We start from the raw sequence: 23205 nt of genomic DNA, 5'->3' as shown, positions 1-23205 counted from the left end.
AGGGCTGGCCTCCTGATGCGGAAAACTACCAGCGTTGACGAAAGCGATGGCATCTGCGCTGCCGGACCCATCTCTCCACAGGCTTATCCACACCTGTGTACAAAGGTGACGACGAACTTGGGACTTCGGTCTGAGCCAGGTCCCCGAGGTGGTGCCTCGCACGGAGTGGTGGCCGACGCTTTGAGAGAACGTAACAGAGGTCCGGGTGGGCCACAAAGCGATCGGGACGTTTGACTCGGAACGACTGATAAAGGTCCTTCAGTGGTCCGGAACACAGCTGGTCGGAGCCGGTTCCGAGGCGACGAACGGCTCGTTTGATTTGAACGCGCGGTGTCAGTAGTCTCGACTGGTCATCCAGGTTGCGGATTTGCGCGGCGGTTCTTCGTGTTCGCCGACTCATCACCGACAACAGTTCGGCACCGTCCTGGATCAAAGACCAACGACAAGATGTGGGTCACGCACGGGTAACCGGCGTGCGCACAGCGAGCACAAGGAGTTCCCGTGGCCAAGGGCAAGCGTACTTTCCAGCCGAACAACCGTCGTCGCGCACGCGTGCACGGTTTCCGTCTGCGCATGCGGACCCGCGCCGGCCGTGCGATCGTCAGCAGCCGCCGTACCAAGGGCCGCGCGAAGCTCACCGCCTGATCGTCGGCTCCTCACCGGGTCTTCGCGGATCCGGTCGGCTGATCGATGACTGCGCCCACTCATCGGATCTCGCGTGGATCCGACTTCTCTCGCACCCTCAAGTCCGGTGCGAGGGTGAAGAGTCGTGACTTCTCCCTGCACCTCGCGGTGGTCGGACATGACTGGCCCGACCCCCGAGGCGTGCGACGCGACGTCGCGATGACCGGCGGGCCCTGGCTGGGGCTCGTCGTCAGCAAATCCGTGGGCAACGCCGTCACGCGTCACGCGGTGGCACGCAAGCTGCGCGCAGCGTTCGCCGCCACTCGACATCTCTGTCCCGCGGTGGAGAGCTACGTCGTCATCCGTGCCCGGGACACCGCCTCGGAGCGGAGCAGCGACGAACTCGCCGACCAGATGCGTGCGGCGTTCACGAGCCGGCGCATCGCAGGACTCGCAGGCGGCACGCCGTCGGCCGACGGAGTGGGCGCGTACCGATGACATCTGCCGAGCTCGACGACACGTCGGCGGTGAACTCCGTCGGCAGCGCTCCCCCGTCGACACCGGCTGCTCGTTTCCTCCGTGGCGTCCGACTGTTCCCCCGCCGCGTGCTCATCTTCCTCATCGAGCTGTACCGCACCTGGGTGTCCCCCATGCGGTTGCCGACCTGCCGGTTCGAACCCACGTGTTCGGGTTACGCGGTCGAAGCGCTCGACCGACATGGATTTCTCTACGGCTCGGTCTTGTCGATCATCCGTCTGCTCAAGTGCGGACCCTGGCACAAGCCCGGCTACGACCCGGTCCCCGATCGTGGCTTCGGCGAGCTGTGCCGCGATCTTTGGAGCGGGATGACCGGCAACCATCGACCTCGGAAACATCAGCACGGGTCCGGCGAGACCCGTGCTCTGTGAGTACAACAAGTGAGGGGTAACTGACCCGTGCTCGACTTCATCTACTACCCGGTCTCCGGGATCATGTGGGTCTGGCATTGGCTCTTCAGCCATGTCACGCCCGACACCCCGGGTGGCAACGGTATCGCGTGGGCTCTGTCGGTGGTGTTCCTCGTGTTCACCCTGCGCGCGATCCTCTACAAGCCCTTCGTGAAGCAGATCCGCACCACGAAGAAGATGCAGGAGATCAATCCGCAGCTCCAGGCGATCCGTAAGAAGTACGCCAAGGATCGGGTCAAGATGACCGAGGAGATGCAGAAGCTGCAGAAGGAGCACGGGTTCAACCCGATGCTCGGTTGTCTGCCGATGCTGCTGCAGATCCCGGTCTTCATCGGTCTGTTCCATGTGCTGCGTTCGTTCAACCGCATGGGTACCGGTATGGGCCAGCTCGGCATGAGCGCCGCCGAGACCCGTTCGCAGGGCAACTACGTCTTCAGTGCCGATCAGGTTCAGAACTTCCTCGACGCCCGTCTGTTCGGTGTGCCGCTGTCGTCCTACCTGGTCGAGCCGGCCACCGAGTTCCAGGCCTTCGTCGAGCCGGGCTCCCCCATCGACTTCACTCGCCCGCAGATCGCATACGTCGTCGTGCCGATGATGATCATCGCCTCGATTGCCACGCACATGAACTCGCGTGCATCGGTGGCCCGCCAGCCCGAGGCGGCGCTGGAGAATCCGCAGACCCGGATGATGAACAATCTGGCGCTCTACATCTTCCCGATCGGCATCCTCATCACCGGCCCGTTCTTCCCGGTCGCCATCCTTCTCTACTGGATGAGCAACAACATCTGGACCTACGGTCAGCAGCACATCGTCTTCGGCCACATCGCCAAAGAAGAGGAAGAGGCCAAACTCGCCAAGCAGGAGAAGCTGAAGGCGAACGCTCCCAAGCCCGGTGTGCGGCCGGACCGCAAGAAGCGCAACGCCGGCGGTTCGGGGACGTCCGATGCGACGACTGTGTCCTTGTCCAAGGGTGACGAGTCCGCCGCCGACACGGTGGCCGATGACGTAAAGGATTCCGCCACGTCGGGTTCTGCATCGTCGGGGTCGGGGACATCCGGCAACGGATCATCGCCCGCCGCCGGGGACAGCGGTCCCGGTGCGAAGCCGAAACCTGGCCAGAAACCCACTCGTTCCGGCGCTGGCGCTGCGCCCGGCAAGAAGCAGAACCACAACCGCGGAAGTCGATCGACGACCAAGGGCGGCAACAAACGCGGCGGCAAACGATGACCGCCAGAGACTTGTTCGATGAAGCACAGAAGTTAGGTGAATGAGATGACAGCAGAGACTGCAACTCAAGCCGGTTCGGACTCCGACACCCACGCCGGAGCGCAGACCGAGGAACGTGGCGAGGGCCAGACGGATACCGGTTCGGCCGTGGCAGAAGAGACGACCGCCGTCGAGAGCCCCGTCGCGGGTGCAGATGCCGACGCCGACGACCCGTCGGAGGACGCCGAGGACATCGACGATGACGATGACGACGAGGATCGTCTCGTCGAAGAAGGCGAAATCGCCGGCGATTACTTGGAGCAACTGCTCGACGTTCTGGACTTCGATGGTGACATCGATCTCGACGTCGATGGCGATCGCGCGGTGGTCAGCATCGACGGTGGCGATGATCTGACGAAGCTCGTCGGCCGTAAGGGTGAGGTTCTCGATGCTCTGCAGGAGCTGACCCGTCTCGCTGTTCAGCAGGCGACGGGCGAGCGCAGTCGGCTGATGCTCGACGTGGCGCGGTGGCGTGCCGATCGTCGTGACCGCCTGGCTCGTCTGGGTCGCGAGGTCGCTGAGCGCGTGTTGTCCTCAGGTGAGCGTGAGGCGTTGGATCCGATGACGCCGTTCGAGCGGAAGATCGTCCACGACGCGGTAGCCGTCGTCGACGGGGTCGTCAGCGAGAGCGAGGGCACGGAGCCCAAGCGTCGCGTGGTGGTTCTGCCCGCATAGCCCAGCGTCACTCCCCTCCCCCCGAAGTTGCTCAGGCCCCGACCTTTGGTCGGGGCCTGAGTCGTTGTGCGGGAGGGTCTATGGTCGGTTCCGGTTGCAAATGACATCGATGTTGTTTCACGTGAAACGGTGGCCGTTGAAGCTGCGTCAGCGCGGGTGCCCCGGTAGCGACTGCTGAATGTAGGCGAATGTCCCCACGATGTCGGCGAAACGCAACCTGAGGCCGGCGAGCGACCCTGGATTCGAGCTCCGTCGGCCGGCGGACGTCGGCGGCCAGGCCGCGAACTCCCCGCGGTTCTGCTGGACTCGGCTCGGGCCCGCGTCCTCGAGGCGCTGTCATGGTCCCAGTCATCGTCCGGTGCTCATCATGGCCGTCTCCACGAACCCCTCTCGGATGGGAAGGTTTACGTCACGTGACCAAAGATGACCTGTCCATCCGTCCAGGGCAATGCGGGCTCACCAAAGTGGATTTCGGGGTGTTCGTTGGCCGACGGTCGGTCCACGGAGAACAAATGACCAGCATGTTGTTTCACGTGAAACATCGCCACGTGGCTGTGTGGACCATCCGTTCGGGCGCGACCGTTTCACGTGAAACACTGTGTAGGTTGCCGACATGAATTGGAGTGCCAGTGCCGCCAGATACGCCCCCGAACGAACAAGAAGACCGAGAAGCCTCGGCGAGACCGCCGGCCGCGGCGGAAGGGGTGTTCGGTGCACGCGTCGAGGTTGCCAGCGCCTACTGGACGATCTTGGCGACGGATGGCATCGAGCACGGCCTCATGGGGCCGCGTGAGGTGCCACGGCTGTGGGACCGGCACATACTCAATTGCGGCGTTCTCGGTGAACTGATCGGCAACGATGCGACGGTCTTCGATGTCGGCAGCGGTGCCGGATTGCCAGGCATACCACTGGCGATCGCGCGGCCGGACCTGACGATCACTTTGATCGAGCCGCTCCTGCGGCGCAGTTCCTTCCTTGAGCGGGCCACGACGAGCCTCGACTTGGACAACGTCTCCGTAGTGCGTGGTCGTGCTGAGGAGAAATCTGTGCGCGCGTCAGTGGGCCTCGCGGATGTGGTGACCTCGCGAGCAGTGGCGCCCCTGGAACGTTTGGCCAAGTGGTCCGCTCCCCTCGTACGGGGCGGAGGGCGCATGATCGCGATCAAAGGATCGTCGGCTGCGGAGGAGATCGAGCGGGACCGTGCTGTCGTGGGCAGGACCGGAGTCAGTGACCTCACTGTGGCGGTGTGTGGCGACCGGTACTTGGATACACCGACAACTGTGATCATCGGGACCAAATCTGAGCGAGTTCGCGGTAGTCGCTCGGGACGACGCTGAGGGGGCGATCGAATTGGTGTGGAGTCCACGGAGGGCGCAGAATAGGAAGCGTTCTGCCGGTACCTCTGATGGTGCCGGCGTCGGCGGTTCGGTACCACTGTCGGCGGCGGCTGACGCCGACGTCAGTGTTGGCGCGAACGCCTACCAGGTCGGTAAAAGGAGTCCAGGCGTGGTCGATCAAGACCCGAATGTTTCACGTGAAACCTCCCGCGGTGGCGTACCCACCTCCTCGGGCCAACCGTTCGCCGACACTCCGATCGCTATGGCGGCAGAGCGTGCGAGTCAGGTGTTGACGCCAGGCGGGGCGGGTCAGCTACCCCGTCCGCCGCACACGCGGATCATGACGGTGGCGAATCAGAAGGGTGGCGTCGGCAAGACCACAACAGCCGTCAATTTGGCCGCCGGCCTCGCCGTGCGCGGACTTCGAGTCTTGGTGGTGGACCTCGATCCTCAGGGAAACGCCAGCACCGCTCTCGGTATCGACCACCGGGCGCAGGAGATCGCGTCGGTCTACGAACTCCTTCTCGGCGAGGTGACCCTGAGGGAAGCGATCCAAGAATCACCGAGTCAGCAGGGCCTCTTCTGCGTGCCGGCAACGCTGGATCTGGCCGGTGCCGAGATCGAACTAGTCTCTTTGGTGGCGCGTGAGAACCGACTGCGCAATGCGCTTTCCGACGAAGTGCTCCGCGAATATCAGATCGACTACGTGTTCATCGACTGTCCCCCGTCTCTCGGCCTGCTGACGGTCAACGCGATGGTCGCCGCGCGCGAGGTCCTGATTCCCATTCAGTGCGAGTACTACGCACTGGAAGGTGTCGGGCAGCTCCTGCGCAACATCGAGCTCGTTCAGGCGCACCTCAACCGCGATCTCCACGTGTCGACGATCGTCCTCACGATGTATGACGGTCGAACCAAACTCGCCGACCAGGTCGCCGAAGAGGTTCGACGCCACTTCGGAGACAAGGTGTTGAGCACGATCATCCCGCGCAGCGTCAAGGTCTCGGAGGCTCCGGGGTACGGGATGACGATCATCGAATACGACCCCGGGTCTCGCGGAGCGATGAGTTACCTCGACGCTGCTCGGGAACTCGCACTCCGCGCCGCAGAGAGCGCTACGGCATGAGCCGCTACTCAGAGCCACAGGGAACGAACAAGCGCGGGGAGGTACAGCGATGAGTCAACGAGATACCGCACAACGCCGGGGTGGTCTCGGTCGCGGTCTGGCCGCACTGATTCCTACGGGTCCCGCGGATGATCACTCCGATGCCCCGCGCCTCGGAAACGCTGCCGCGGACGTCGTGATCGGCAAAGCTCCGGTCTCCCCTGGCGCCGGTCAGTCCGCGCCGGCAGCGGGCCCGGGTACGACGGCGCCGAACGGAACGGAACCGTTGAGCCCTGAAGAGGCGGGCGCGGTGTACCGCGAACTCCCGCCCACGCAGATCCAGCCGAACCCCAACCAGCCGCGCACCGTCTTCGACGAAGAAGCCATGGCCGAGCTCGTGCACTCGATCCGTGAGTTCGGACTGATGCAACCCATCGTCGTGCGCCGGCTCAAGGAGACGACCCCAGACGGTGTGGGTTACCAGATCGTCATGGGTGAGCGTCGGTGGCGGGCCAGCCAGGAGGCCGGCCTGGACGCCATTCCGGCGATCGTCCGCGAGACCCCCGACGGCGACATGCTGCGGGACGCTCTCCTGGAGAACATCCATCGCGCGCAGCTCAATCCGCTGGAGGAGGCGGCTGCCTACCAACAGCTGCTCGAAGAGTTCGGTGTCACGCACGAAGAGTTGGCGACGCGCCTCGGTCGTTCACGCCCACTCATCAGCAACATGATCCGGCTGCTCAAACTGCCCATCCCGGTGCAGCGTCGTGTGGCCGCCGGCGTCCTATCGGCGGGCCACGCGCGCGCTCTGCTGTCGCTGGAGACCGGTAGCGATGCGCAGGAAGCACTCGCCGCGCGGATCGTCGCGGAGGGTCTGTCGGTGCGCGCGACCGAGGAAGCCGTGACGCTCGCCAACCGCGGGGACGGTCCGGACTCGCGGTCCCCCGCCGCACCGAAGCGCCGGCCGATGCAGATGCCAGGATTGCAAGACCTCGCTGAGCGACTCTCCGACAGTCTGGACACCAGGGTTACAGTCAGTCTTGGGAAGAGAAAAGGGAAGATCGTCGTGGAGTTCGGGTCAGTGGACGACTTGGAACGCATCGTCCAGTTCATCGACCCGAAGAAGTGAATTACACGGCGAGAACTCGGGTACCGGCGGATGCGGAAGTAATGTCACAGTGACAGTTGAGGTAGAAGATCGACGACCGAACGTCGGGAAGCATTGGTGCGCAGTGTCTTTCGCCGATCGGTCGCTCCGGGTTCGGAGTTCGGCGTCATGAGTGTGTCGGTCTCCCGTCTGGAACTCGGCTCGTTCGCGTCGCTTCCCCAACACACCCGACGGTGCGTCTTCTGGGAAGTCGAGCCGCCGACAGATTCCGGGCGCGGCCCCGGTTCGCAGTTGCCGACGGTCCCCGACTTCGAACCGTATGAAAGTGAGTTCGACAAGGAGGCCTGGATCTCGGGTCTGCTTCTCGACTGGGGTGCCTGCGGGCAGGTTGCGATCGAGTCGTCGACGAACAGTGTCATCGGAACCGCGTTCTACGCGCCTCCGAAGCGCGTACCCCGTTCACGCCACTTCCCCACTTCACCGGTGAGTCACGACGCGGTGTTGTTGACGAGCATCCGGACCGAGCCCGGGTACGACGAGGTGGCGAGTCTGCTGCTCGACGCGGTACTCGGAGATCTGATCCGACGGGGCGTGCGCGCCGTCGAGTCGTTCGGTTTGGTCCGGAACGGCATGGGTGCCGACTCGTCCGGCACGGGCGGTGCGAGCGGCTCGCTCAGCGACGATCTGGAGTTCTGGTCCGACGAGGCCATCGTCGAAGTCGCCCGGGAGATACTCGACGATCCGCAGTCCGACCTGTGCACATCGTGCATGAACGATGCGTCGTTCCTGAAGGACTCCGGATTCGACGTGGTGTCCTCACACCAGCGTTTCCCTCGCTTCCGGTTGGAGCTCGACGAGGGCCTCGGGTGGAAGTTCGAGGTGGAAAGTGCGCTGGAGAAGCTGGTCGTGATGGCCGAGATGGATCTCGCCGGCCGGCAACGGACGGCGGTGCCCGTGGGGATGCGACCCCAGCGGGTCAGCGCGGAGCGTTCTCGGCTGCGAGCAGATCAGCGAAGGTGTAAGTGCCCGTAGGACGATCGTCCTGATCCAGCAGGTATAGGCGCTTGACCGCCACCACGATGGCGTCGGCGATGACGTTGCGCCAGTCCGAATCCGACAGCACTGCAGCGTCATTCGGGTTGGTGATGTAGCCGACGTCGATGAGGGCCACCGGCATCTTGGTGAGTCGGAGCAGGTCCCACGTGCGCGGGTGTGACCGGCAGTCGGCCAGCGGCGTGCGTGCGGCGATCTCCCGCTGGATGAACCCGGCGAGATTGCGTCCGATGGAAGAGAACGAGTTGTTGTTGCCGAAGTAGAACGACGCGACACCATTCGCCTGCTCATTGCGATAATGACCGCACCGCAGCGAGATCATCAGGTCGGCGTCCATCAGATTCGCGACTCGGGCGCGCTCGTCGTCGCCGGGACGGCCCCGCCCGTCGTGCGACAGGAAGGTCTGCATCCCGGTCGCGGCCATACGACCTTCGAGACGGGCACCGAGGTCCCAGAGGAGTTCGGATTCCCGCTCGGCCAGGTCGCCGGTCGACAGCCCGTGCAGTCCCCCGGAACCGGGATCGATCAGGATCCGCTTGCCGGACAGGTGTGGACCGGAGCGACGGACGTGCTCCTCTTCCCGGATGGCGTAGGGCGATCCGCCGGTGACACGGGTGCCGAGACGCTCGAGCGACCGCAGTGTGGCCGGACCACAGATCCCGTCGGACGCCAGGCCGTATTCGCTCTGGTAAAGACACACGGCGTTGTGGGTCGTGAGACCGAAGACCCCGTCGACGAGCGAGGTGAAGTACCCCAGGTTCTGCAGACGGCTCTGCAAGGTGGCGACGTCGTCGCCGACCATGGGCGCCGACAGCTGGTACGACAGCACGCGGGCTCCGAGACGGTACGAGGCCTCGCGCAGAACACGGTAGGTCGCGGGCCCGACGATGCCGTCGACGATCAGGCCACGCTCCTGCTGGAACGCGCGGACGGCCCGATCGCAGGCCTCGTCGAAGACGGCCTCGGGCGGAGCCCACCCATTGGTGGCGCTGTGATCGGTGGTGGTGGACCCGGTATCGGGTAGCAGTCCACGTCCGACCAGGATGGCGCGGATCTCGGCCACCGCCGAGCCGTGATCACCAAGTCGGAACAATGGCATCTCGTCACCCCTCGTACGGATCGCGGCAGGAGCGGGTCTGCACGCGGTAACCGATGCACACCGTGCGGGTACATCGGCCAAACGTCAGCCTGCATTCTCTCAGCTGAACTTCACGACACCAAACTGCCCACGGTATGAGCGGCATGGCCCCCTGCGTCGTGGTCTCAGGTCGAGACCACGGCCGACACTACCAACGCAAACAGCCCGCGGGTGGACGACAGCATCGTTCACCCGTCGGACTGTTGCGATGGTGTGCGGTGAAACCGCAGGTGATCAGGCCGACTGACCGACCACCGAATCGAGCTCGCGCAGAAGTGCGGCCTTGCCCTTGGCGCCGACGATGGTCTTCACCGGCTGGCCCTTGTCGAACAGGATCATGGTCGGGATGGACATGATCTGGAAGTCCCGCGCGGTGGACGGGCTCTCGTCGACGTCGACCTTGGCGACGGTGAGTTTGTCACCGTGATCGCGTGCGATCTCTTCCAGAACCGGGGCCACCATGCGGCACGGTCCGCACCACGTGGCCCAGAAGTCCACGAGGACCGGCTTGTCGGCACCCAGAACGGTGTCCTTGAACGTCGCGTCGGTGACGGCGACTGTGTGTTCACCCATGGTTGTGACCTCCTTGGTCGTACCGGGCGACGGGCGCCCGGGTGGAAAGTGTGGGGAAAGGCTCAGGCAGGCGCCTGGACCGCGTCGATCTCGGAGACTGTCGACGCTTCGGTCTCGTCCAGGGTGAGGTCGGCGGCCTGTCCCTGTTCGGCGAGCCACCGCTCGGCGTCGATCGCGGCGGAGCACCCGCTGCCGGCGGCGGTGATCGCCTGACGGTAGGTGTGGTCCACGAGGTCTCCCGCGGCGAACACGCCGGGCAGCGAGGTGTGGGTCGTGCGCCCCTGGGTGAGTACGTAACCCTCGCTGTCGAGGTCGACCTGGCCGCGAACGAGCTCGCTGCGGGGATCGTGACCGATCGCGACGAACATCCCGGTCACGTCCAGGGTGCTGACCTCGCCGGTCCGGGTGTCCTCGATGGTCAGGCCGGACACCGAGCCGTCTCCGACGACCGACGTGACGGCGGCGTTGGTGACGAAACGGATCTTGTCGTTGGCGCGGGCACGCTCGAGCATGATCTTCGACGCGCGGAACTCGTCGCGCCGATGGACGAGGGAGACACTGCGTGCGAACTTGGTGAGGAACGTCGCTTCTTCCATCGCGGAATCGCCACCGCCGATGACGGCGATGTCCTGGTCCTTGAAGAAGAACCCGTCGCAGGTCGCACAGGCAGACACCCCGCGACCGAGCAGCTGCTGCTCGCCCTCGATACCGAGATAGCGGGCCGCAGCGCCCATCGCGAGGATGACCGCACGGGCGCGGAACACCTCACCACCGACCTCGACCTCCTTGACGGGGCCGGTCAGGCGGACCGTGTCGACGTCCTCCATGCGCAGGTCGGCGCCGAATCGGATCGCCTGCTCGCGCATCTCGTCCATCAGGGCGGGGCCCTGGATACCGGTCTGGAAGCCGGGGAAGTTCTCGACCTCGGTGGTCGTCATCAGTGCACCACCGAACTGGGTGCCCTCGAAGACGATCGGAGATAGCTCGGCGCGCGCTGCGTAGATCGCTGCGGTGTACCCGGCAGGGCCAGATCCGATGATGATCAAGTCGTGGATCTGCTGGGTCTCTGGCTGGCTCATCCATCCTCCGTGCTGTGGGTTTAGCGAGACCCGCGCGGTAGACGCGGGGTCACGGCTGCTTCAACACAAGGGTAAGCGGAGATGTTCCCGCACACCCGCGCCCGTGCGGTCCGCCGGATCGCCTGGCCGGCGACGCCGTCGTCCGGCCGCACCCCGGTCAGCCACCGATGACGGACCGGGAGATGAATGCCGGGTTGCCGGTGTCGCAGTCCAGGCCCACGATCAGTGCGTCGAACCGGCCGGCGACCCCGGTCGACATCAGGATGGCAGCGGCTGCGGTTCCGCGTACGGTGATCCGTCCGGACCCGACGATGACGACGTGAACGGGGATGAGGTGCGCGGCTGTGCAGCGCCGGAGCGCGGCGACCGACCCGAAGGGCGCCCCGTCGGTGCGTCCCAGAACGGACAGTGCCGTTGCCGTGCCCACCGGATCCGGCGCGGGTTGTGTCGGGGCGGGACGGGCCTGCGGGGGTGGTGCGTCCGGAGAGGAGAGCATCCGGAAGATGCCGACGGATCCCGCGACGACGACGAGAACGGCCGCCGCAGCGGCGAGCCATCGGCCGACCGACGCCCGGCCACCGTCGGGGGACGATCCGCGGACACGTCGTCGGGTGTCGAGGTGGGTCGGCTCCTGCACCGAGCCCCTCAGCGCGGTCAGGGTGGCTTCGACATCGACGCGAACAGGGTCGGGTGCGGCGGTGATCTCGGGACCGGTCGATCGAAGATCGGCGACGGTTCGGTCCAATCCGTCCAGGATCGACTGTGCTGCAGGGTCATCGGCGATCCGCGCGCGAATGTGGTCAGCGACGCGCTCCGAGAGCGCTCCGGCGTGATAGTCGGCGAGGGTCTCCGCCGAGTACGGCGGATCGGGTAGGTCGCCGGACCGGGTGTCGTCGGGTCCCCGAGGGGTCATGGTGTCAGTCTTCCATTCCGCGGTGTCGGGCGTCAGCGTCGAGGTCTGGGTTGGGTCTCTGGGTGGGTCGGTGAGTCCGGGGTACTGCGCCGGGGTTCTCGGATCGGGTCACGGGTGTTGTCGTCGGATACTTGGACGTGTGCCGGGCGGATTCGGTTCCACTAAACCTCGAACTCGTGGAAGTGCTTGCCGCACCGAGAGTTACCGATCCTCTACTCACGTAGGTGCCCGAGGACCTGGGCGAGTCGGAGCCGTCCGCGCGCGCAGCGACTCTTGATCGTGCCCTCGGCCACGCCGAGAATGGCCGCGGCCTCGGCGACCGAGTATCCCTCGAGATCCACCGCCACGATCGCTGCCCGCTGACCTTCGGGCAGGACGTGCAGCGCCCGCCCGATGGACACCGACAGGTCGACGCCGGCGATCTCGTCGTTGGTGTCGGCGATCGCAAGCACGTCCCAGTCCGGCAGCGGGAGCGTCCTGCGAACCCTGTTCCGCCGGATGCGATCGAGGCATGCGTTGACCACGATGCGGTGCAGCCAACTCGTGACCTTGGCATCCGACCGGAAATCGTGCGCTGTCCGGTGCGCGGCGATCAACGCGTCTTGGAGGGCATCGGCGGCGTCCTCGGGATTCTGGCTCGTCCGGCAGGCGACCGAGTACAGGTAGTCGAGGTGCCGTCTGATCAGATCCGGGAAGGCATCGGGGTCGCCCGCGAGGTGGGCATGCAGGAGTTCCTCGTCGGTACGCGTCTCGGTTGCGTCAGTCCCCCCGGCCATGGGCTGAGAGTAGTGGAGCAGACCCGACGTCATCCGAAGGAGCGACGCCTGTGTACAGATGCGGGCGGCCGGTGAATTCGTCCTCAGGTCTCGAGTCGCGCGCGGATCGCCGCCATCCGTGACCTCAGCTCACGTTCGTCGATGACACCGCGGTCGAGCAGCGTGTGCGCCAGCGCGACGAGCTGGTTCTCCGGATACGGCAGCGTGGCATAGGTGGTCGACGACAACCGGTCTTCCTCGTCCCGCCGTTCGACGCCCCCTGGCGGATCCATCCCATCGGACCCCGTCGGAGTGTCGGCAGCCCGATCGAGCGCATCGCAGAGACCGTCGAGGCTGGTCTTCCAGGGCGGAACAGGGTTCTCCACACCGTATTTCGACGCCATGCGGCTCCACACCTGATCGCGCTCGACGATCGTGGCGAGAGGTTCGTACGTGCCGGAGCCGTCCCCGGTGGTCATCGACTCACTCCCCCGCTGGGTGGACGGCCGGACGGATGGTGGACACGGCGTTGGTGGTGACACCCGGTCGCGGGAGGGCTACACCGATCAGACAGTCGCGCGTGATGATCTCGGCCAACTGTTCTTCGGTCCAACCATCCGTGCCCGCCGGGCGCTGCGGCATCACCATGAACCGGTGTTTCTGGTTCGAGTCCTGCACGCGCACCGAGACACCCTCGGGCAGCTGGAGTCCGAACTCCGACAACACCTGTCGGGGCCATCGCACCATCCGGCGCCGGTAGTTCGGCGTGCGGTACCACTCGGGGGAGTTACCCAGGATCGGCCGCGGATAACAGGAACAGAGCGCACACACGATCACATGGTGCAGCGTCGGGGTGTCGGCGAGGATCTCGAAAGCCGTGAAATCACTGGGCGTTCCGAAACCGGTCGGCTCCAGCCAATCCACGCCGACCTCCTTGCTCGCGGCCATCGGATCGGTCAGGGCCAGCTGTTCGAAGTCGGGATCGAGCCACGCGCGGGCGACGAGCTTCGCCGCCGGCGTCGGTCCGATCTGCTCGGCGAACTCGGTGAAACGCCGATGCTCCTCGGCGGTGAAGAGCCCCTTCTCGATGCACAGTTCGCGCAGCGCGATCTCGAGCACCTCGAAATCGGTGATCTCGTCCACCATGGGCTTGACCGTCCGCGCGTGGTCGTGGTCGTGGTCGTGATCATGATCGTGGCTGTCGCTCATAGGGTTTCGTCCTCCTCGCCGGCGTGCGCCAGCCAGCGTTCGGGGATCTCTGTCTGGAGGGTGTCGTCGGCGGGTCCGTTGTATCCATGCCACAGGTCGCCCATGGCGAAGCGGACCACGTAGAACCATTCGGCCGGGGCGTCCGACAACCCCCAGGTCTCGTCCTCGGGTGCGGGACTCTCGTACGCGACAGCGGCCACCTCTCCGACCGCACCGCGGACGTATTCGGGTGTCCGCGTGTACAACAGGACCGGGAGCTCGCGGACCACGACACGATCACCGACCGCGAAGGCGGCCTCCCCCGCGCGTCCGGCATACACCTGCGGATCGCCGATCCCGACCGCGTGTCGGTGATGGGTGTTGCGGGGTACATCGGCTCCGTCGCCGACGCTGCGCGGTTGCGCCTCGGGCAGCCTCCCGTCCAATCCGCCGGCATATCGCTCCTGGATCTCGAGCATGCGCTCGCTGAGCTCGCCCAGCGCGATGTGGTGCTTCTCCACCAGGATCCTGGCGACCGCGAGCAACCATCGGCCGTAGTAGGGGAAACCTAGGTAGACCGTTCGACCGACGTCGACATTGCCGATGCGACGCCGTTCTTCGGACAGCCAGATTCCTCGCCATGCCAGGACCTCGCACATGACGTAGGTCATGTGCTCCCACTCCTCGTAGGCCTTGCCCTCGTAGAAGATCGGCGCATCGGGTTCGCCACCGACGTCGTGTACCGGCTTCATGTAGGCGACGAAGCGCGAGTGGTCGAGCAGGTCCGGCGTCGGGGCGTCGGGGAGCTCGGGATACGACGATTGAAGTCGCGCAACGAGATCCAGTTGTCGCGCACGGTCGGATGCAGTGCTCATCGGACACCTCCCGGACCACGGGTCCGACAGCTCGAAGCAGAATGAGTCGAAATCTACACCCGGCGCCGGTGCGCTCGTGGCGTTTTGGCGCGCACGGTCCGCGGATCAGGCCAGGAGTCGGCCGTATGCGGCGACGAACAGCTCGACGCAGACGTCGAGGATGTCGTCGAGGGAGGTGCGTCGTGCGCGCGCACTCCCCTCGCCGGCGCCTTCCTCGAGAGCGACATACCAGTCGACGAGGAGTTGCGTCACCGCGCCGACGAGTCCCACCGAGGCGAGGCGTTCGCGGTCCGACGGTGGGCGGGACCCGCGTGCGAGGGCGAGGATCAGGTCGGCCCACTCGTGGATCGCTCGCATACGGACGCGTTCGATCTCCGGGGACACCCCGACCACCTCGACCAGCATCACGCGGGCACGTCGTGGATCGTCCCCCAGGCACGACATGAACGCACCGAGTGCCGAGCGCGCGGCATCCGGAACATCCTCGGGTGCAATGCCTTCGACGCGTTCACGGTCCTGCGCCGCGGTGGTTGACTCCCACCCTGCTGTTCCAGCAGCCGCCGCGACCGTCGCGGCACGTACGAACGCAACGCTGTCGTCGTAGACGGCCACGAGCAGGTCGGCCCGGTCGGTGAACGACTCATAGAAGTACCGCTGGGTGAGGCCCGCCTGGTCGCAGACGCTCTTGACCGAGGCTTTCGCGTACCCGTCCTTGCCGAAGACGTCGAGGCCCGCAGCGATCAGAGCTGCTCGACGCCGCTCGCGACGTTCGGCGGGGTCGGCTCCCCCGTAGCGCCTGCCCGTGCCCGTGCCCTGGGCGTTGGTGGACGGGGTCGACGGAACCGACATCGAGCGTCTCCTTCACCGGGCGGGGTTTACAGGGCAACTTCTGACACGATACCTTGTCAGAAGTAAGTGACACGTAGGCGTGTCAGATGAGGCCCGAGGAGGGGACGACGCCGTGCTGGAGTTCTTGCCAGAGCCGATGCGTGAGCCGACCGTGCTCGCCATCCCGTTCTTCGTGACCCTGCTGGCCATCGAGTGGTGGGCGGCGGCCAAGCTCGAGCACGACCACGATGACGAACCGTCCGTGTCCGCGGAGGGGACAGACCGCCGGGCGCGGCCGGGTGCCTACGACTCTCGCGATGCACGGTCGAGCGTGACCATGGGGCTGGTCTCGATCGCGACCAGCGCGTTCTGGAAGTTTCTCGGATTGCTGCTCTACACAGCGTTGTTCGCGTATGTCGCGCCGTGGCAGCTACCCATCGGTGAGTGGTACACGTGGGTCATCGCCTTCCTGGGGGTCGACTTCCTCTTCTACTGGAGTCATCGGGTGTCCCACCGGGTGCGACTGGTGTGGGCGACACACCAGGCCCACCACTCGAGCGAATACTTCAACTTTGCCACCGCGCTGCGACAGAAATGGAACATCAGCGCCGCCGTACTCATGTGGATCCCGTTGCCGCTGCTGGGAGTTCCGCCCGCACTGGTGTTCTTCGCCTACTCTCTGAACCTTGTCTACCAGTTCTGGATCCACACCGAGCGGATCGGCACCATGTGGGCGCCGTTCGAGTTCGTCTTCAACACGCCGTCCCACCACCGGGTGCACCACGGGTGCGATCCGGAGTATCTCGACCGCAATTACGGCGGGGTGTTCATCGTCTGGGACCGGTTGTTCGGCTCGTTCGCCCCAGAGATCCGACGCCCGCGTTACGGGCTCACGAAACCCGTGGGTACGCACAACATCTGGCGCCTACAGACGCACGAATATGCGGCCATCGCACGGGATGTCCGGTCTGCGTCGACGTGGCGGGCCCGGCTCGGTTACATCTTCGGCCCACCGGGGTGGGCGCCGAACGGACAGGTGCAGCCCTCGACCGACGTCGAAGAGACGGCGGCGGAACGGGATTCGACGAAGCGGGTCAGCCGGCCATCGTGATGCGCGAGATCTCCGCCTGATAGCCCCCGGACGCGCTCGGCAGGCTGGTGATCCACACCATCACGTAGCGGCTCTCGAGCGGCTCCGCGATCGGGATGGTGGTCGAGTTCTGACCGACTCGGCCCGCGGCGACCGGCGTGGTCCGTGCGAAGGCAGGCCGGGCTGACGGGGCGGAGCGGATCTCGACGTCCATGCCGGGGGTCGGCGTCTCGATGGTGACGGACTTGACGGCGCGTTCGGAGCCCAGGTCGAACATCAAGCCCAGACCCTGTTTGAGACCACCGAAGTCGGGCCGACCCCGGTAGTTGTCGGTCTCCCACGGTGGGGCCGCCCCGGTGATGACGTTACGGACGTTCGCCGAGTTATCCGGCGGTTGGGACGAGAAGTCGACGACCGACACCGACTGCAACGGGATGGCCGCCGATGCCGGCTGTCCTGCCGGCGGGGCCGGGGCATTCGCGCCCGGCGTCGGTGCGGGTTCGGTGTTGGTGATGATCGAGTCGATGTCGCTCGAGCCGTCGCTGCCGCCGAAGACATTGGTGGCGCCCAGGATCAGGGCGATGATCACGAACAGCGCGAGGAGTCCGGCCCCGATCAGCAGCGCCACGTTGCGGCGCGGAGGTTTGCCGTCCCCGCTGCCCATCCTCGGCGCCACCGTCACAGGTGGCGGGGCGTCGGCGTCGGTGATCGCCGGCAGCATGTCGGTGTTGAGGTCGACGACCGTCGCCTGGTCCAGGACGTGCTGCACGGTCGCGGCGGTGCGGATGCCGCGTGACCCGTCGAGGGCCCGTGCGGCGACCGCCGAGATCTCGAACGGGATGTCCGGCTTGGCGGCGCGGGGCTCGATCGGCTGGGAGTCGTCGCCCGGGGCCGCGACGGGTATCCCGCCGACCGGCTCGGTGACGTCTGCCGTGGTGACCAACCGCGAGCCGGTCTCGGGGTCGAGCGCCCAGCGGTTGAGCAGCAGGGCGTAGAGCACCGCGCCGAGTCCGCGGACATCGGAGGCCTTGTCGTCGCCGGCGAGTGTGCCGGGGAAGGCGAGGACGGCATTGCCGTCGTGGCTGATCCGGATCCGGTCGGGATGGTCGATGGACAGTGCGCCGCCGGACCGGTGCGCGATCTCGGCTGCCGCGGCGAGCGAACGAACCGCGCGAGCGGCACCGATGGGCGACGGCCCGGACCTGGCGACATCGGCCATCGACGAACCCGGGACCCATTCGGCGACGACAATGCCACCCGACGAGCCGCGGACGACGTCGAGGACACGCGCCACACCGTCGGAGTTGATCTGACCGAGCCGGAGCGTGCGCGACAGCACCGCTTGCGGCCCCTGATCGGAGATCTTCGCGGACTGCCCGCGCTCGGGCGGTGGCGCGAGCTGCTCAGCGTCGACGAAGGTCAGGGCCACCTCGCGGTCGAGGTTGATGTCCTGTGCCCGCCAGAACTGGAGGCCGCGGCTGCCGCCGTGCTGCTCGAGGAGCCGGTACCGTCCGCCGGCCACGGCGGCACCCGGCACGAGGCGGGGACCGCGTCGGCGTGCGGAGTCCGGGGTGTCGGCGGTACCGGCGCCGGTGTTCGGGGTGGCGGGAGGAGTCTGGGTGCCGTCGGCGTCGGGTTCGACGGGCGGCCCGGTGGGAGCAGTGGTGTCGACCTCACTGTCACTCACGCGACGCACTCCTCTCCTGCGGTATCTGATGTCGCGCGGAACCGGCGCGACCTCGGGGATGGGGCGTACATCCCGATGTGCGCCGATCGCGCCACCGGTGTGTACGTAGTACGACTGCCACGTCGCCGTACCTCTGTCGAAGCGGCGCAGCACCTGTACCTGACCAGAGTACGGGAGCGATTCGTCGGCGGTGACCCGCGGAAACTGAACTGTGATCGCCGGTGACTGTTCGCGATCGGGCTGCGCGGGAGGGGCGAGGGCCGGGATGAAACGGCCCAGCACGCGACGGACCGCCATGCCGATCGCCACGACATCCGGGACGCGGGCCGCGGCGAGACCGGCGTAGGTCACCGCGAGCACCACACCCGCGGTGAGGGCGAGGTACAGAACCGAACCGACCTTGCCGAACCAGCCGATCATGTGGTCGAGACCGGTCATCTTCGCGACCGCCCACACGGTCGCCGAGACGCCGAGAGAGATCGCCAGGGTCACCAGCGATGTCCGGGTGACGTCGGTCAGTCGTGCCCCGCGGAGCCGGCTCCGCAGCAGGAAATGGCCGACGATCGCACCGATGAGGTAGCCCAGGCCGTTGGACAGGGCGAGCCATCGCACGATCAGTTGCGGATCGTCGAACAGCACCGGTCCCAGGTACGACGACGCGACCTTGACCACGGTGATGCCCAGAGCGATGAATGTCGGGGTCCAGGCATCCTCGCGGGCGTAGAACACGCGCAGCTGGACGAGCGTCATCGAATACGGGATCAGGGTGAACGCACCCCAGGCGAGGACCGAACCGAGCTGCGACGCCGAGGCGGCGTCGAACTTGCCGAAGTTGAACACGGCGATGGCGATCGCAGGTCCGAAGAACGTCATGAACGACACGACCGGGACGAGCGCGACCATCGTGAGGCGGGTCGCCAGCGACAGGTCGTCGACCACGGCCTTGGTGTCGTCGGCGGTGGCGTTGCGCGACAGCCGGGGCATGATCGCCGTCAGGATCGTCACGCCCAGCACGCCGTAGGGCAGCTGCAGCAACTGCCAGTGGGTGAAGTAGATGCTGACACCCGACGCGTCGGCCGAGGAGGCGATGCGATAGGTGACGATCAGGCCGACCTGCAGCAGCGCGACATAGGCCACGATGGCGACCGCCATGTTGCCGAACTGGCGCAGCCGCGCGTCGATGCCCCACTCCAGCCGCAGGCGGACGCCGGCTCTTCGCAGGAACGGCACCAGGATCGACGCCTGCAGAACCACACCCAGCGTGCAGCCGATGCCGAGGACGAGCAGCTGCGGATCGCTCATCCGGACCGGGTTCAGCGTGATCTCGCCGGGCACCACCGCGTAGAGCACCAGCGTCGTGATCTGCACGACGTTGTTGAGTACCGGAGCCCAGGCACCGGGTTTGAAGTGGCCGCGGAGGTTGAGGATCGCGATGAACAGCGCCGAGAGCCCGTAGAAGAGGATCTCCGGGAGCAGCAGGTAGGCGAGGGCGGTGGAGAGTTCGCGGTTGACCTGGCCGTCCCCGAGGTTGAGGTAGGTCAGCAGTGGGGCGGCGATGACGGCTATCACCGTGGCGGAGCCGAGTACGACGACCGTGATGGTGAAGATGCGGTTGATGAAACCCTGGCCGCCGTCGGGATCCTCGGCTTCCGCGCGGGCGAGCAGCGGGATCACGATCGCGGTCAGCACGGCACCGAGGACGACTTCGGCGATCATGTTCGGCAGCACGTCGGCGGCCTGGAATGCCGAGGCGATCGCCGGCCCGAGCATCGCGAGGATGAGCACCGTCCGCAGGAATCCGGTGATCCGGCTGAAGAGGGTGGCGATCGCGATCGAGCCGCTGGTCCGCAGGATGCTCGAGTCCGAGTCCCGCGCCAGGCCCGTCGACGACGCGGCCTCGTCGGCCACACCGACGGCCCCGGCGTTCTCGTCGGGCACGCTCGGTCGATGACGGGGATCGGGCGAGGTGGACACCCGGCCCGACGGCCCGGCGGCTGCCTTCGCCGGCACCGGACCGCCCACTGGGCGTCGTGCGCGCGATGTCGGCAACGGAATGTGCCGGGTCGCCGCCTCGGACTGGGGCGGCAGCGGGCGTCGCGGGGCCGCCGGCGTCGGGGTCACCCGATCCGGAGAAACCCTGGTGGGCGGGACGCGGCCGGGTGGGATCTTCTGCGGGACGGCACGGCCGGGACGCTGGGACGGCCCCGCGCCGGGTTGCCCCGGCCGCGGTGCGCGCGGCTCATCGTTCCGGGTCACGTCGCTTCTGCCGCCGTCCTCAGGTCGTCGAAAGTCGGTCATGAGGGGTCGTCGCCCGCATCCTCGTCATGCATCCGACCCTCGCTCTGCAGGGTACGACGTCGCTCCTGATACCCGCTTCCGGCGAGCATCCGTTCCAGTTCGTCGGGCTCGGGGCGGTCGGCATCCGCGGGGTCGGGTTGTCCGCGGAAGCGATGCCAGAGTCGGCGTGCGGTCAGCAGGACGAGAGCTGCTCCGGCGATGATCGTGATGTAGAACAGCGGTTTGCCGTAGGCATTGGTGTGCACCGACAGACTGATGGGCTCACCCAGAGACACTCCCGTCACCGTCGACAGCTGGATCTCGACGCTGATGGCCTCGGATGTCTCGCCGCGCGTCGGGAGCTGGATCTGTCGCGTCCCGCGTGCCGGGATCTCGATCACACCGAGATCGCCGATCTCGATGTCCTTCGGTTCCGAGGTGATGAGGCGGGCCCGGATGGGAAGAGCGAGGTCGTTGCTCACCACGAGGAGCAGCGGACTGCGTTCGGACGCCAGGGTGTAGCGGCCCCCGGGATCGAGGATGCTCACCGACTGGCCCATCCGGTGCAGCGTCGACGACACAGCGCCGATCCGCTCGGACTGCATGCGCCGGAGATGGGTGTACACCGCTGTGCCGCGGGCGTCCGGTGACCGGATCGCGCGTAGCTGGTCCTCCCGCAGCGGGGACATGTAGCGCTCGGGCGTCGCGGCCACGTCCGCCGAGCGCACGAGCGAACCCTCGAACTGCCAGCTGTCCTCGACATTGCGTCGGATGGCCGCGGTCGCATCCGTCGTCAGGACCGAGCCGATCCGGCTGATCGGACCGACTCCGGCCGGATCCGTCAGGCGGGCGGGGTCCGGCGTGTCGGCGAGATCGGCCGCGAGCGCCGGCAGCGGGGTCGGGGTGGCCGCCCCCGACTCGAGCAGGAGCCGGGCCGTGGCGAAGATCGCCTCCGAGTCCGCGACCGTCGGAGACCAATACGTCGGGGGCACCAGGAACGCGGACCTGCCGACGACCGGATCACGGGTCGCGGTGGACGGGGTCCCCGATGCGGGAGCGGGGTCGGGCGCGGCGATCGCCGGGTACGCCAGTGCTCCGATGGCGGTCTGCCGTCGGCTGCCCGGGGATTCGTCGGTGAGGTCGACGCGCTGGCCGGGTGGCGTGAGCGCCGGTGTGCTCGGTGCGGTCCCGATGCCCGCGAGCGAGGCGGTGATCGGGGCGTCATAGGTCTGCGTCGCGAGCCCGCCGACCCGGTACCGGCCGGTGTCGCTTCGGCGGCCGGTGGGAACGACCGAATTCGACGCCACCGCCGTCGCGGAGACCTGGGCTTGTTCGAGGGCCTCCGCACCATCGTCGTCGATGGCGCCCAGCGCCGGAATCGACAGGCCGCGCACACTGCGCACCCCGAGGACGGTGTCGACGATGTCGGCGGGTGACCGCAGCGCGGCATCGGTCAGGCCCGCGTTGCCGATCCTGGTCAGCGAGCTCAGATCGGCCTGCGCGAACGGCAGGGCCACGACGCACATCCGGCCCGCGGTCCAGCGCAGCGCGTCCAGCCATCGGGCGGCGGCGTCGGCTCCGCTGCCGGGCCGGGTCGCGGCAGTGGGATCGGCCGGGTTGTCGGAGACCTCGTAACCGAGCGTCATCGCACGCACCGTGATGACGAGGTCGGGGTCGACGGCCAGGCACATGCTCTCGGCGAGCTTCTCGGAGCCGGGCAGCACCGTCGGCTCCGGGTCCTCCGACGTCGTGGGCGCGGACGCCTCCGAGACGGCCGACCCCGACTGCTCGCGGGGTGGTTCGCCGACCACCCGCTGTAATGCTTTGAGCAGTTCGTTGAGCCGTCCGCCGTCGCCGAGGGACCGTGCCATGTCCTCGTTGATGAGACGTACCGGTTCGGTGTTGCCGCCCAGCACGCCCGGAGCGAGCTGCGGCGGCGCCGCCAACGGCCAGAGCATGGTCATACGCGCCGGACTCGACAGGTTCGCCGACACCGAACCGTCCGGTCCGAGACCCGGGACCGGTTCGGCCGAGGAGTACTCGGAACTGGGATCGACATAGTCGGCGGCGCGCGTGTCGTCGGGAGGCAACGACAGCACCGGTAACAGCATCCGCGACCCCGCGACCTGCGCGGTGTTGCCGTACTCGGGCGTGCCGTTGACATTGACCTGCATGGGGTACACACCCGTGCGGGAGATCGCGAGACCCTGACCGGCCGGACCCGTCGTCGCCGACAGGGACATCGACATCCGGAAGCCGACACTCTCGCCGGGGGCGAGCGAGTCGGTGAGCGCCTCGAAGGGACCGGCGACCGCTACGGCGGGGTCGTTGTCGGCCAGGCCGGTGCGCAGCCCCGACGCGGTGGCCACCGGATCGCCACGCTCGAGTCTGATGGTGAGGTCGGTGATCGAACGGTCGCCGACGTTCTCGACGCGCCCGCTCACGGTGACGACCGGACGGCTCGTCGTGGTCACGATGTTCGGGCTCATCGAGTCGATGACGATGCGGGCGAATCGTCCCGGGTTCTGCTGCTCGGTGTCACCGGCATCCGACGTGGTTGCGCCGCCGCCCGTTCCGGGCTCCGCCGCCGCCGGGGTGGTCGCGCCCGGCAACGCCATGAGCCCGACGATCGCCAGAACGACGGCCAGTGCGGAGGCGGTGCGCACGCCGGAACGCGACACCCTGGACAG

At 66.9% G+C, this 23205-nt stretch carries 21 protein-coding genes; 10 read left to right on the top strand and 11 right to left on the bottom strand.

All coding sequences use genetic code 11. The features are described 5' to 3' along the window. The first annotated feature begins 501 nt into the window (after positions 1-501). From rpmH to ACSUZC_RS23865, 9 genes are all read left to right on the top strand, one after another. Positions 502-645: a 50S ribosomal protein L34 gene (gene rpmH / locus ACSUZC_RS23905; protein ID WP_081585940.1), complete on the top strand. Its 144-nt coding sequence runs from the start codon at positions 502-504 to the stop codon at positions 643-645. Between the two features lie 45 nt (positions 646-690). Then, positions 691-1122 carry a ribonuclease P protein component gene (rnpA, locus tag ACSUZC_RS23900; RefSeq protein WP_439030913.1) on the top strand — a complete coding sequence of 144 codons (432 nt, stop codon included), beginning with the start codon at positions 691-693 and terminating at the stop codon, positions 1120-1122. After that, on the top strand, positions 1119-1532 hold the full coding sequence (yidD, locus tag ACSUZC_RS23895; RefSeq protein WP_439030912.1) for a membrane protein insertion efficiency factor YidD: 414 nt from the start codon (positions 1119-1121) through the stop codon (positions 1530-1532). Before rnpA ends, yidD begins: the two co-directional genes overlap by 4 nt. A gap of 27 nt (positions 1533-1559) precedes the next feature. Further along, positions 1560-2798 carry a membrane protein insertase YidC gene (gene yidC / locus ACSUZC_RS23890; protein ID WP_439030911.1) on the top strand — a complete coding sequence of 413 codons (1239 nt, stop codon included), beginning with the start codon at positions 1560-1562 and terminating at the stop codon, positions 2796-2798. A 45-nt stretch (positions 2799-2843) separates the two neighbouring features. After that, entirely contained in the window at positions 2844-3512 is a 669-nt protein-coding gene (locus ACSUZC_RS23885; RefSeq protein ID WP_439030910.1) for a protein jag, read from the top strand. A 629-nt stretch (positions 3513-4141) separates the two neighbouring features. Then, positions 4142-4849 carry a 16S rRNA (guanine(527)-N(7))-methyltransferase RsmG gene (gene rsmG, locus ACSUZC_RS23880; RefSeq protein ID WP_439030909.1) on the top strand — a complete coding sequence of 236 codons (708 nt, stop codon included), beginning with the start codon at positions 4142-4144 and terminating at the stop codon, positions 4847-4849. A 169-nt stretch (positions 4850-5018) separates the two neighbouring features. Then, positions 5019-5972 carry an AAA family ATPase gene (locus ACSUZC_RS23875; protein ID WP_439030908.1) on the top strand — a complete coding sequence of 318 codons (954 nt, stop codon included), beginning with the start codon at positions 5019-5021 and terminating at the stop codon, positions 5970-5972. Between the two features lie 49 nt (positions 5973-6021). Then, positions 6022-7080, top strand: a complete 1059-nt coding sequence (locus ACSUZC_RS23870; RefSeq protein ID WP_439030907.1) for a ParB/RepB/Spo0J family partition protein — start codon at positions 6022-6024, stop codon at positions 7078-7080. 147 nt (positions 7081-7227) lie between these two features. Next, a complete protein-coding gene (locus ACSUZC_RS23865; RefSeq protein ID WP_439030906.1) occupies positions 7228-8091 on the top strand; it encodes a hypothetical protein in 864 nt (287 codons plus the stop codon). Here the strand turns inward: ACSUZC_RS23865 and ACSUZC_RS23860 are convergent. The 9 genes from ACSUZC_RS23860 to ACSUZC_RS23820 all read right to left on the bottom strand — a co-directional run bounded on the left by ACSUZC_RS23860 (position 8036) and on the right by ACSUZC_RS23820 (position 15482). Further along, positions 8036-9211: an N-acetylmuramoyl-L-alanine amidase gene (locus tag ACSUZC_RS23860; RefSeq protein WP_439030905.1), complete on the bottom strand. Its 1176-nt coding sequence runs from the start codon at positions 9209-9211 to the stop codon at positions 8036-8038. The genes ACSUZC_RS23865 and ACSUZC_RS23860 overlap by 56 nt on opposite strands. Before the next feature lie 273 nt (positions 9212-9484). Beyond that, positions 9485-9823 carry a thioredoxin gene (gene trxA, locus ACSUZC_RS23855; RefSeq protein ID WP_439030904.1) on the bottom strand — a complete coding sequence of 113 codons (339 nt, stop codon included), beginning with the start codon at positions 9821-9823 and terminating at the stop codon, positions 9485-9487. A 62-nt stretch (positions 9824-9885) separates the two neighbouring features. Then, the gene (trxB, locus tag ACSUZC_RS23850; protein ID WP_439030903.1) at positions 9886-10902 is read right to left on the bottom strand and encodes a thioredoxin-disulfide reductase; all 1017 of its coding nucleotides are present in this window, start codon (positions 10900-10902) and stop codon (positions 9886-9888) included. 157 nt (positions 10903-11059) lie between these two features. Further along, complete coding sequence (locus tag ACSUZC_RS23845) at positions 11060-11815, bottom strand: hypothetical protein (protein ID WP_439030902.1); 756 nt, start codon at positions 11813-11815, stop codon at positions 11060-11062. Between the two features lie 212 nt (positions 11816-12027). Then, on the bottom strand, positions 12028-12591 hold the full coding sequence (gene sigM / locus ACSUZC_RS23840) for an RNA polymerase sigma factor SigM (protein WP_439030901.1): 564 nt from the start codon (positions 12589-12591) through the stop codon (positions 12028-12030). 83 nt (positions 12592-12674) lie between these two features. Continuing rightward, positions 12675-13049 (bottom strand): thiocyanate hydrolase, encoded by a 375-nt coding sequence (locus ACSUZC_RS23835; RefSeq protein ID WP_439030900.1) that lies wholly within the window; start codon positions 13047-13049, stop codon positions 12675-12677. A gap of 4 nt (positions 13050-13053) precedes the next feature. After that, positions 13054-13779 (bottom strand): thiocyanate hydrolase subunit gamma, encoded by a 726-nt coding sequence (gene scnC / locus ACSUZC_RS23830; RefSeq protein WP_439030899.1) that lies wholly within the window; start codon positions 13777-13779, stop codon positions 13054-13056. Beyond that, complete coding sequence (locus ACSUZC_RS23825) at positions 13776-14633, bottom strand: SH3-like domain-containing protein (protein WP_439030898.1); 858 nt, start codon at positions 14631-14633, stop codon at positions 13776-13778. The genes scnC and ACSUZC_RS23825 overlap by 4 nt, the downstream gene beginning before the upstream one ends. Before the next feature lie 105 nt (positions 14634-14738). Then, complete coding sequence (locus ACSUZC_RS23820) at positions 14739-15482, bottom strand: TetR/AcrR family transcriptional regulator (protein ID WP_439030897.1); 744 nt, start codon at positions 15480-15482, stop codon at positions 14739-14741. A 112-nt stretch (positions 15483-15594) separates the two neighbouring features. On the opposite strand from ACSUZC_RS23820, the gene ACSUZC_RS23815 reads away from it, so the two are divergent. Further along, positions 15595-16572: a sterol desaturase family protein gene (locus ACSUZC_RS23815; protein ID WP_439030896.1), complete on the top strand. Its 978-nt coding sequence runs from the start codon at positions 15595-15597 to the stop codon at positions 16570-16572. On the opposite strand, the gene ACSUZC_RS23810 is transcribed toward ACSUZC_RS23815, so the two are convergent. Together ACSUZC_RS23810 and ACSUZC_RS23805 are read right to left on the bottom strand one after the other, a co-directional pair. Next, positions 16556-20176, bottom strand: a complete 3621-nt coding sequence (locus ACSUZC_RS23810) for a murein biosynthesis integral membrane protein MurJ (RefSeq protein ID WP_439033220.1) — start codon at positions 20174-20176, stop codon at positions 16556-16558. The genes ACSUZC_RS23815 and ACSUZC_RS23810 overlap by 17 nt on opposite strands. A 356-nt stretch (positions 20177-20532) precedes the next feature. Next, a complete protein-coding gene (locus ACSUZC_RS23805; RefSeq protein ID WP_439033219.1) occupies positions 20533-23133 on the bottom strand; it encodes a DUF6049 family protein in 2601 nt (866 codons plus the stop codon). Positions 23134-23205 lie beyond the last annotated feature (72 nt).

This window comes from Gordonia terrae (assembly GCF_051789125.1).
GTDB lineage: Bacteria > Actinomycetota > Actinomycetes > Mycobacteriales > Mycobacteriaceae > Gordonia > Gordonia terrae_A.
Note: the sequence above shows the minus strand (reverse complement) of the source record. Positions and strands in the feature narration are given on the sequence as shown.

Excerpts from the sequence above, each read along its gene's own strand:
- rnpA (WP_439030913.1), top strand. The coding sequence starts at position 691 with ATGACTGCGCCCACTCATCGGATCTCGCGTGGATCCGACTTCTCTCGC.
- yidD (WP_439030912.1), top strand. The coding sequence starts at position 1,119 with ATGACATCTGCCGAGCTCGACGACACGTCGGCGGTGAACTCCGTCGGC.
- ACSUZC_RS23885 (WP_439030910.1), top strand. The coding sequence starts at position 2,844 with ATGACAGCAGAGACTGCAACTCAAGCCGGTTCGGACTCCGACACCCAC.
- ACSUZC_RS23870 (WP_439030907.1), top strand. The coding sequence starts at position 6,022 with ATGAGTCAACGAGATACCGCACAACGCCGGGGTGGTCTCGGTCGCGGT.
- ACSUZC_RS23865 (WP_439030906.1), top strand. The coding sequence starts at position 7,228 with ATGAGTGTGTCGGTCTCCCGTCTGGAACTCGGCTCGTTCGCGTCGCTT.
- ACSUZC_RS23860 (WP_439030905.1), bottom strand. The coding sequence starts at position 9,211 with ATGCCATTGTTCCGACTTGGTGATCACGGCTCGGCGGTGGCCGAGATC.
- trxA (WP_439030904.1), bottom strand. The coding sequence starts at position 9,823 with ATGGGTGAACACACAGTCGCCGTCACCGACGCGACGTTCAAGGACACC.
- trxB (WP_439030903.1), bottom strand. The coding sequence starts at position 10,902 with ATGAGCCAGCCAGAGACCCAGCAGATCCACGACTTGATCATCATCGGA.
- ACSUZC_RS23845 (WP_439030902.1), bottom strand. The coding sequence starts at position 11,815 with ATGACCCCTCGGGGACCCGACGACACCCGGTCCGGCGACCTACCCGAT.
- sigM (WP_439030901.1), bottom strand. The coding sequence starts at position 12,591 with ATGGCCGGGGGGACTGACGCAACCGAGACGCGTACCGACGAGGAACTC.
- ACSUZC_RS23835 (WP_439030900.1), bottom strand. The coding sequence starts at position 13,049 with ATGACCACCGGGGACGGCTCCGGCACGTACGAACCTCTCGCCACGATC.
- scnC (WP_439030899.1), bottom strand. The coding sequence starts at position 13,779 with ATGAGCGACAGCCACGATCATGATCACGACCACGACCACGACCACGCG.
- ACSUZC_RS23825 (WP_439030898.1), bottom strand. The coding sequence starts at position 14,633 with ATGAGCACTGCATCCGACCGTGCGCGACAACTGGATCTCGTTGCGCGA.
- ACSUZC_RS23820 (WP_439030897.1), bottom strand. The coding sequence starts at position 15,482 with ATGTCGGTTCCGTCGACCCCGTCCACCAACGCCCAGGGCACGGGCACG.
- ACSUZC_RS23805 (WP_439033219.1), bottom strand. The coding sequence starts at position 23,133 with ATGGCGTTGCCGGGCGCGACCACCCCGGCGGCGGCGGAGCCCGGAACG.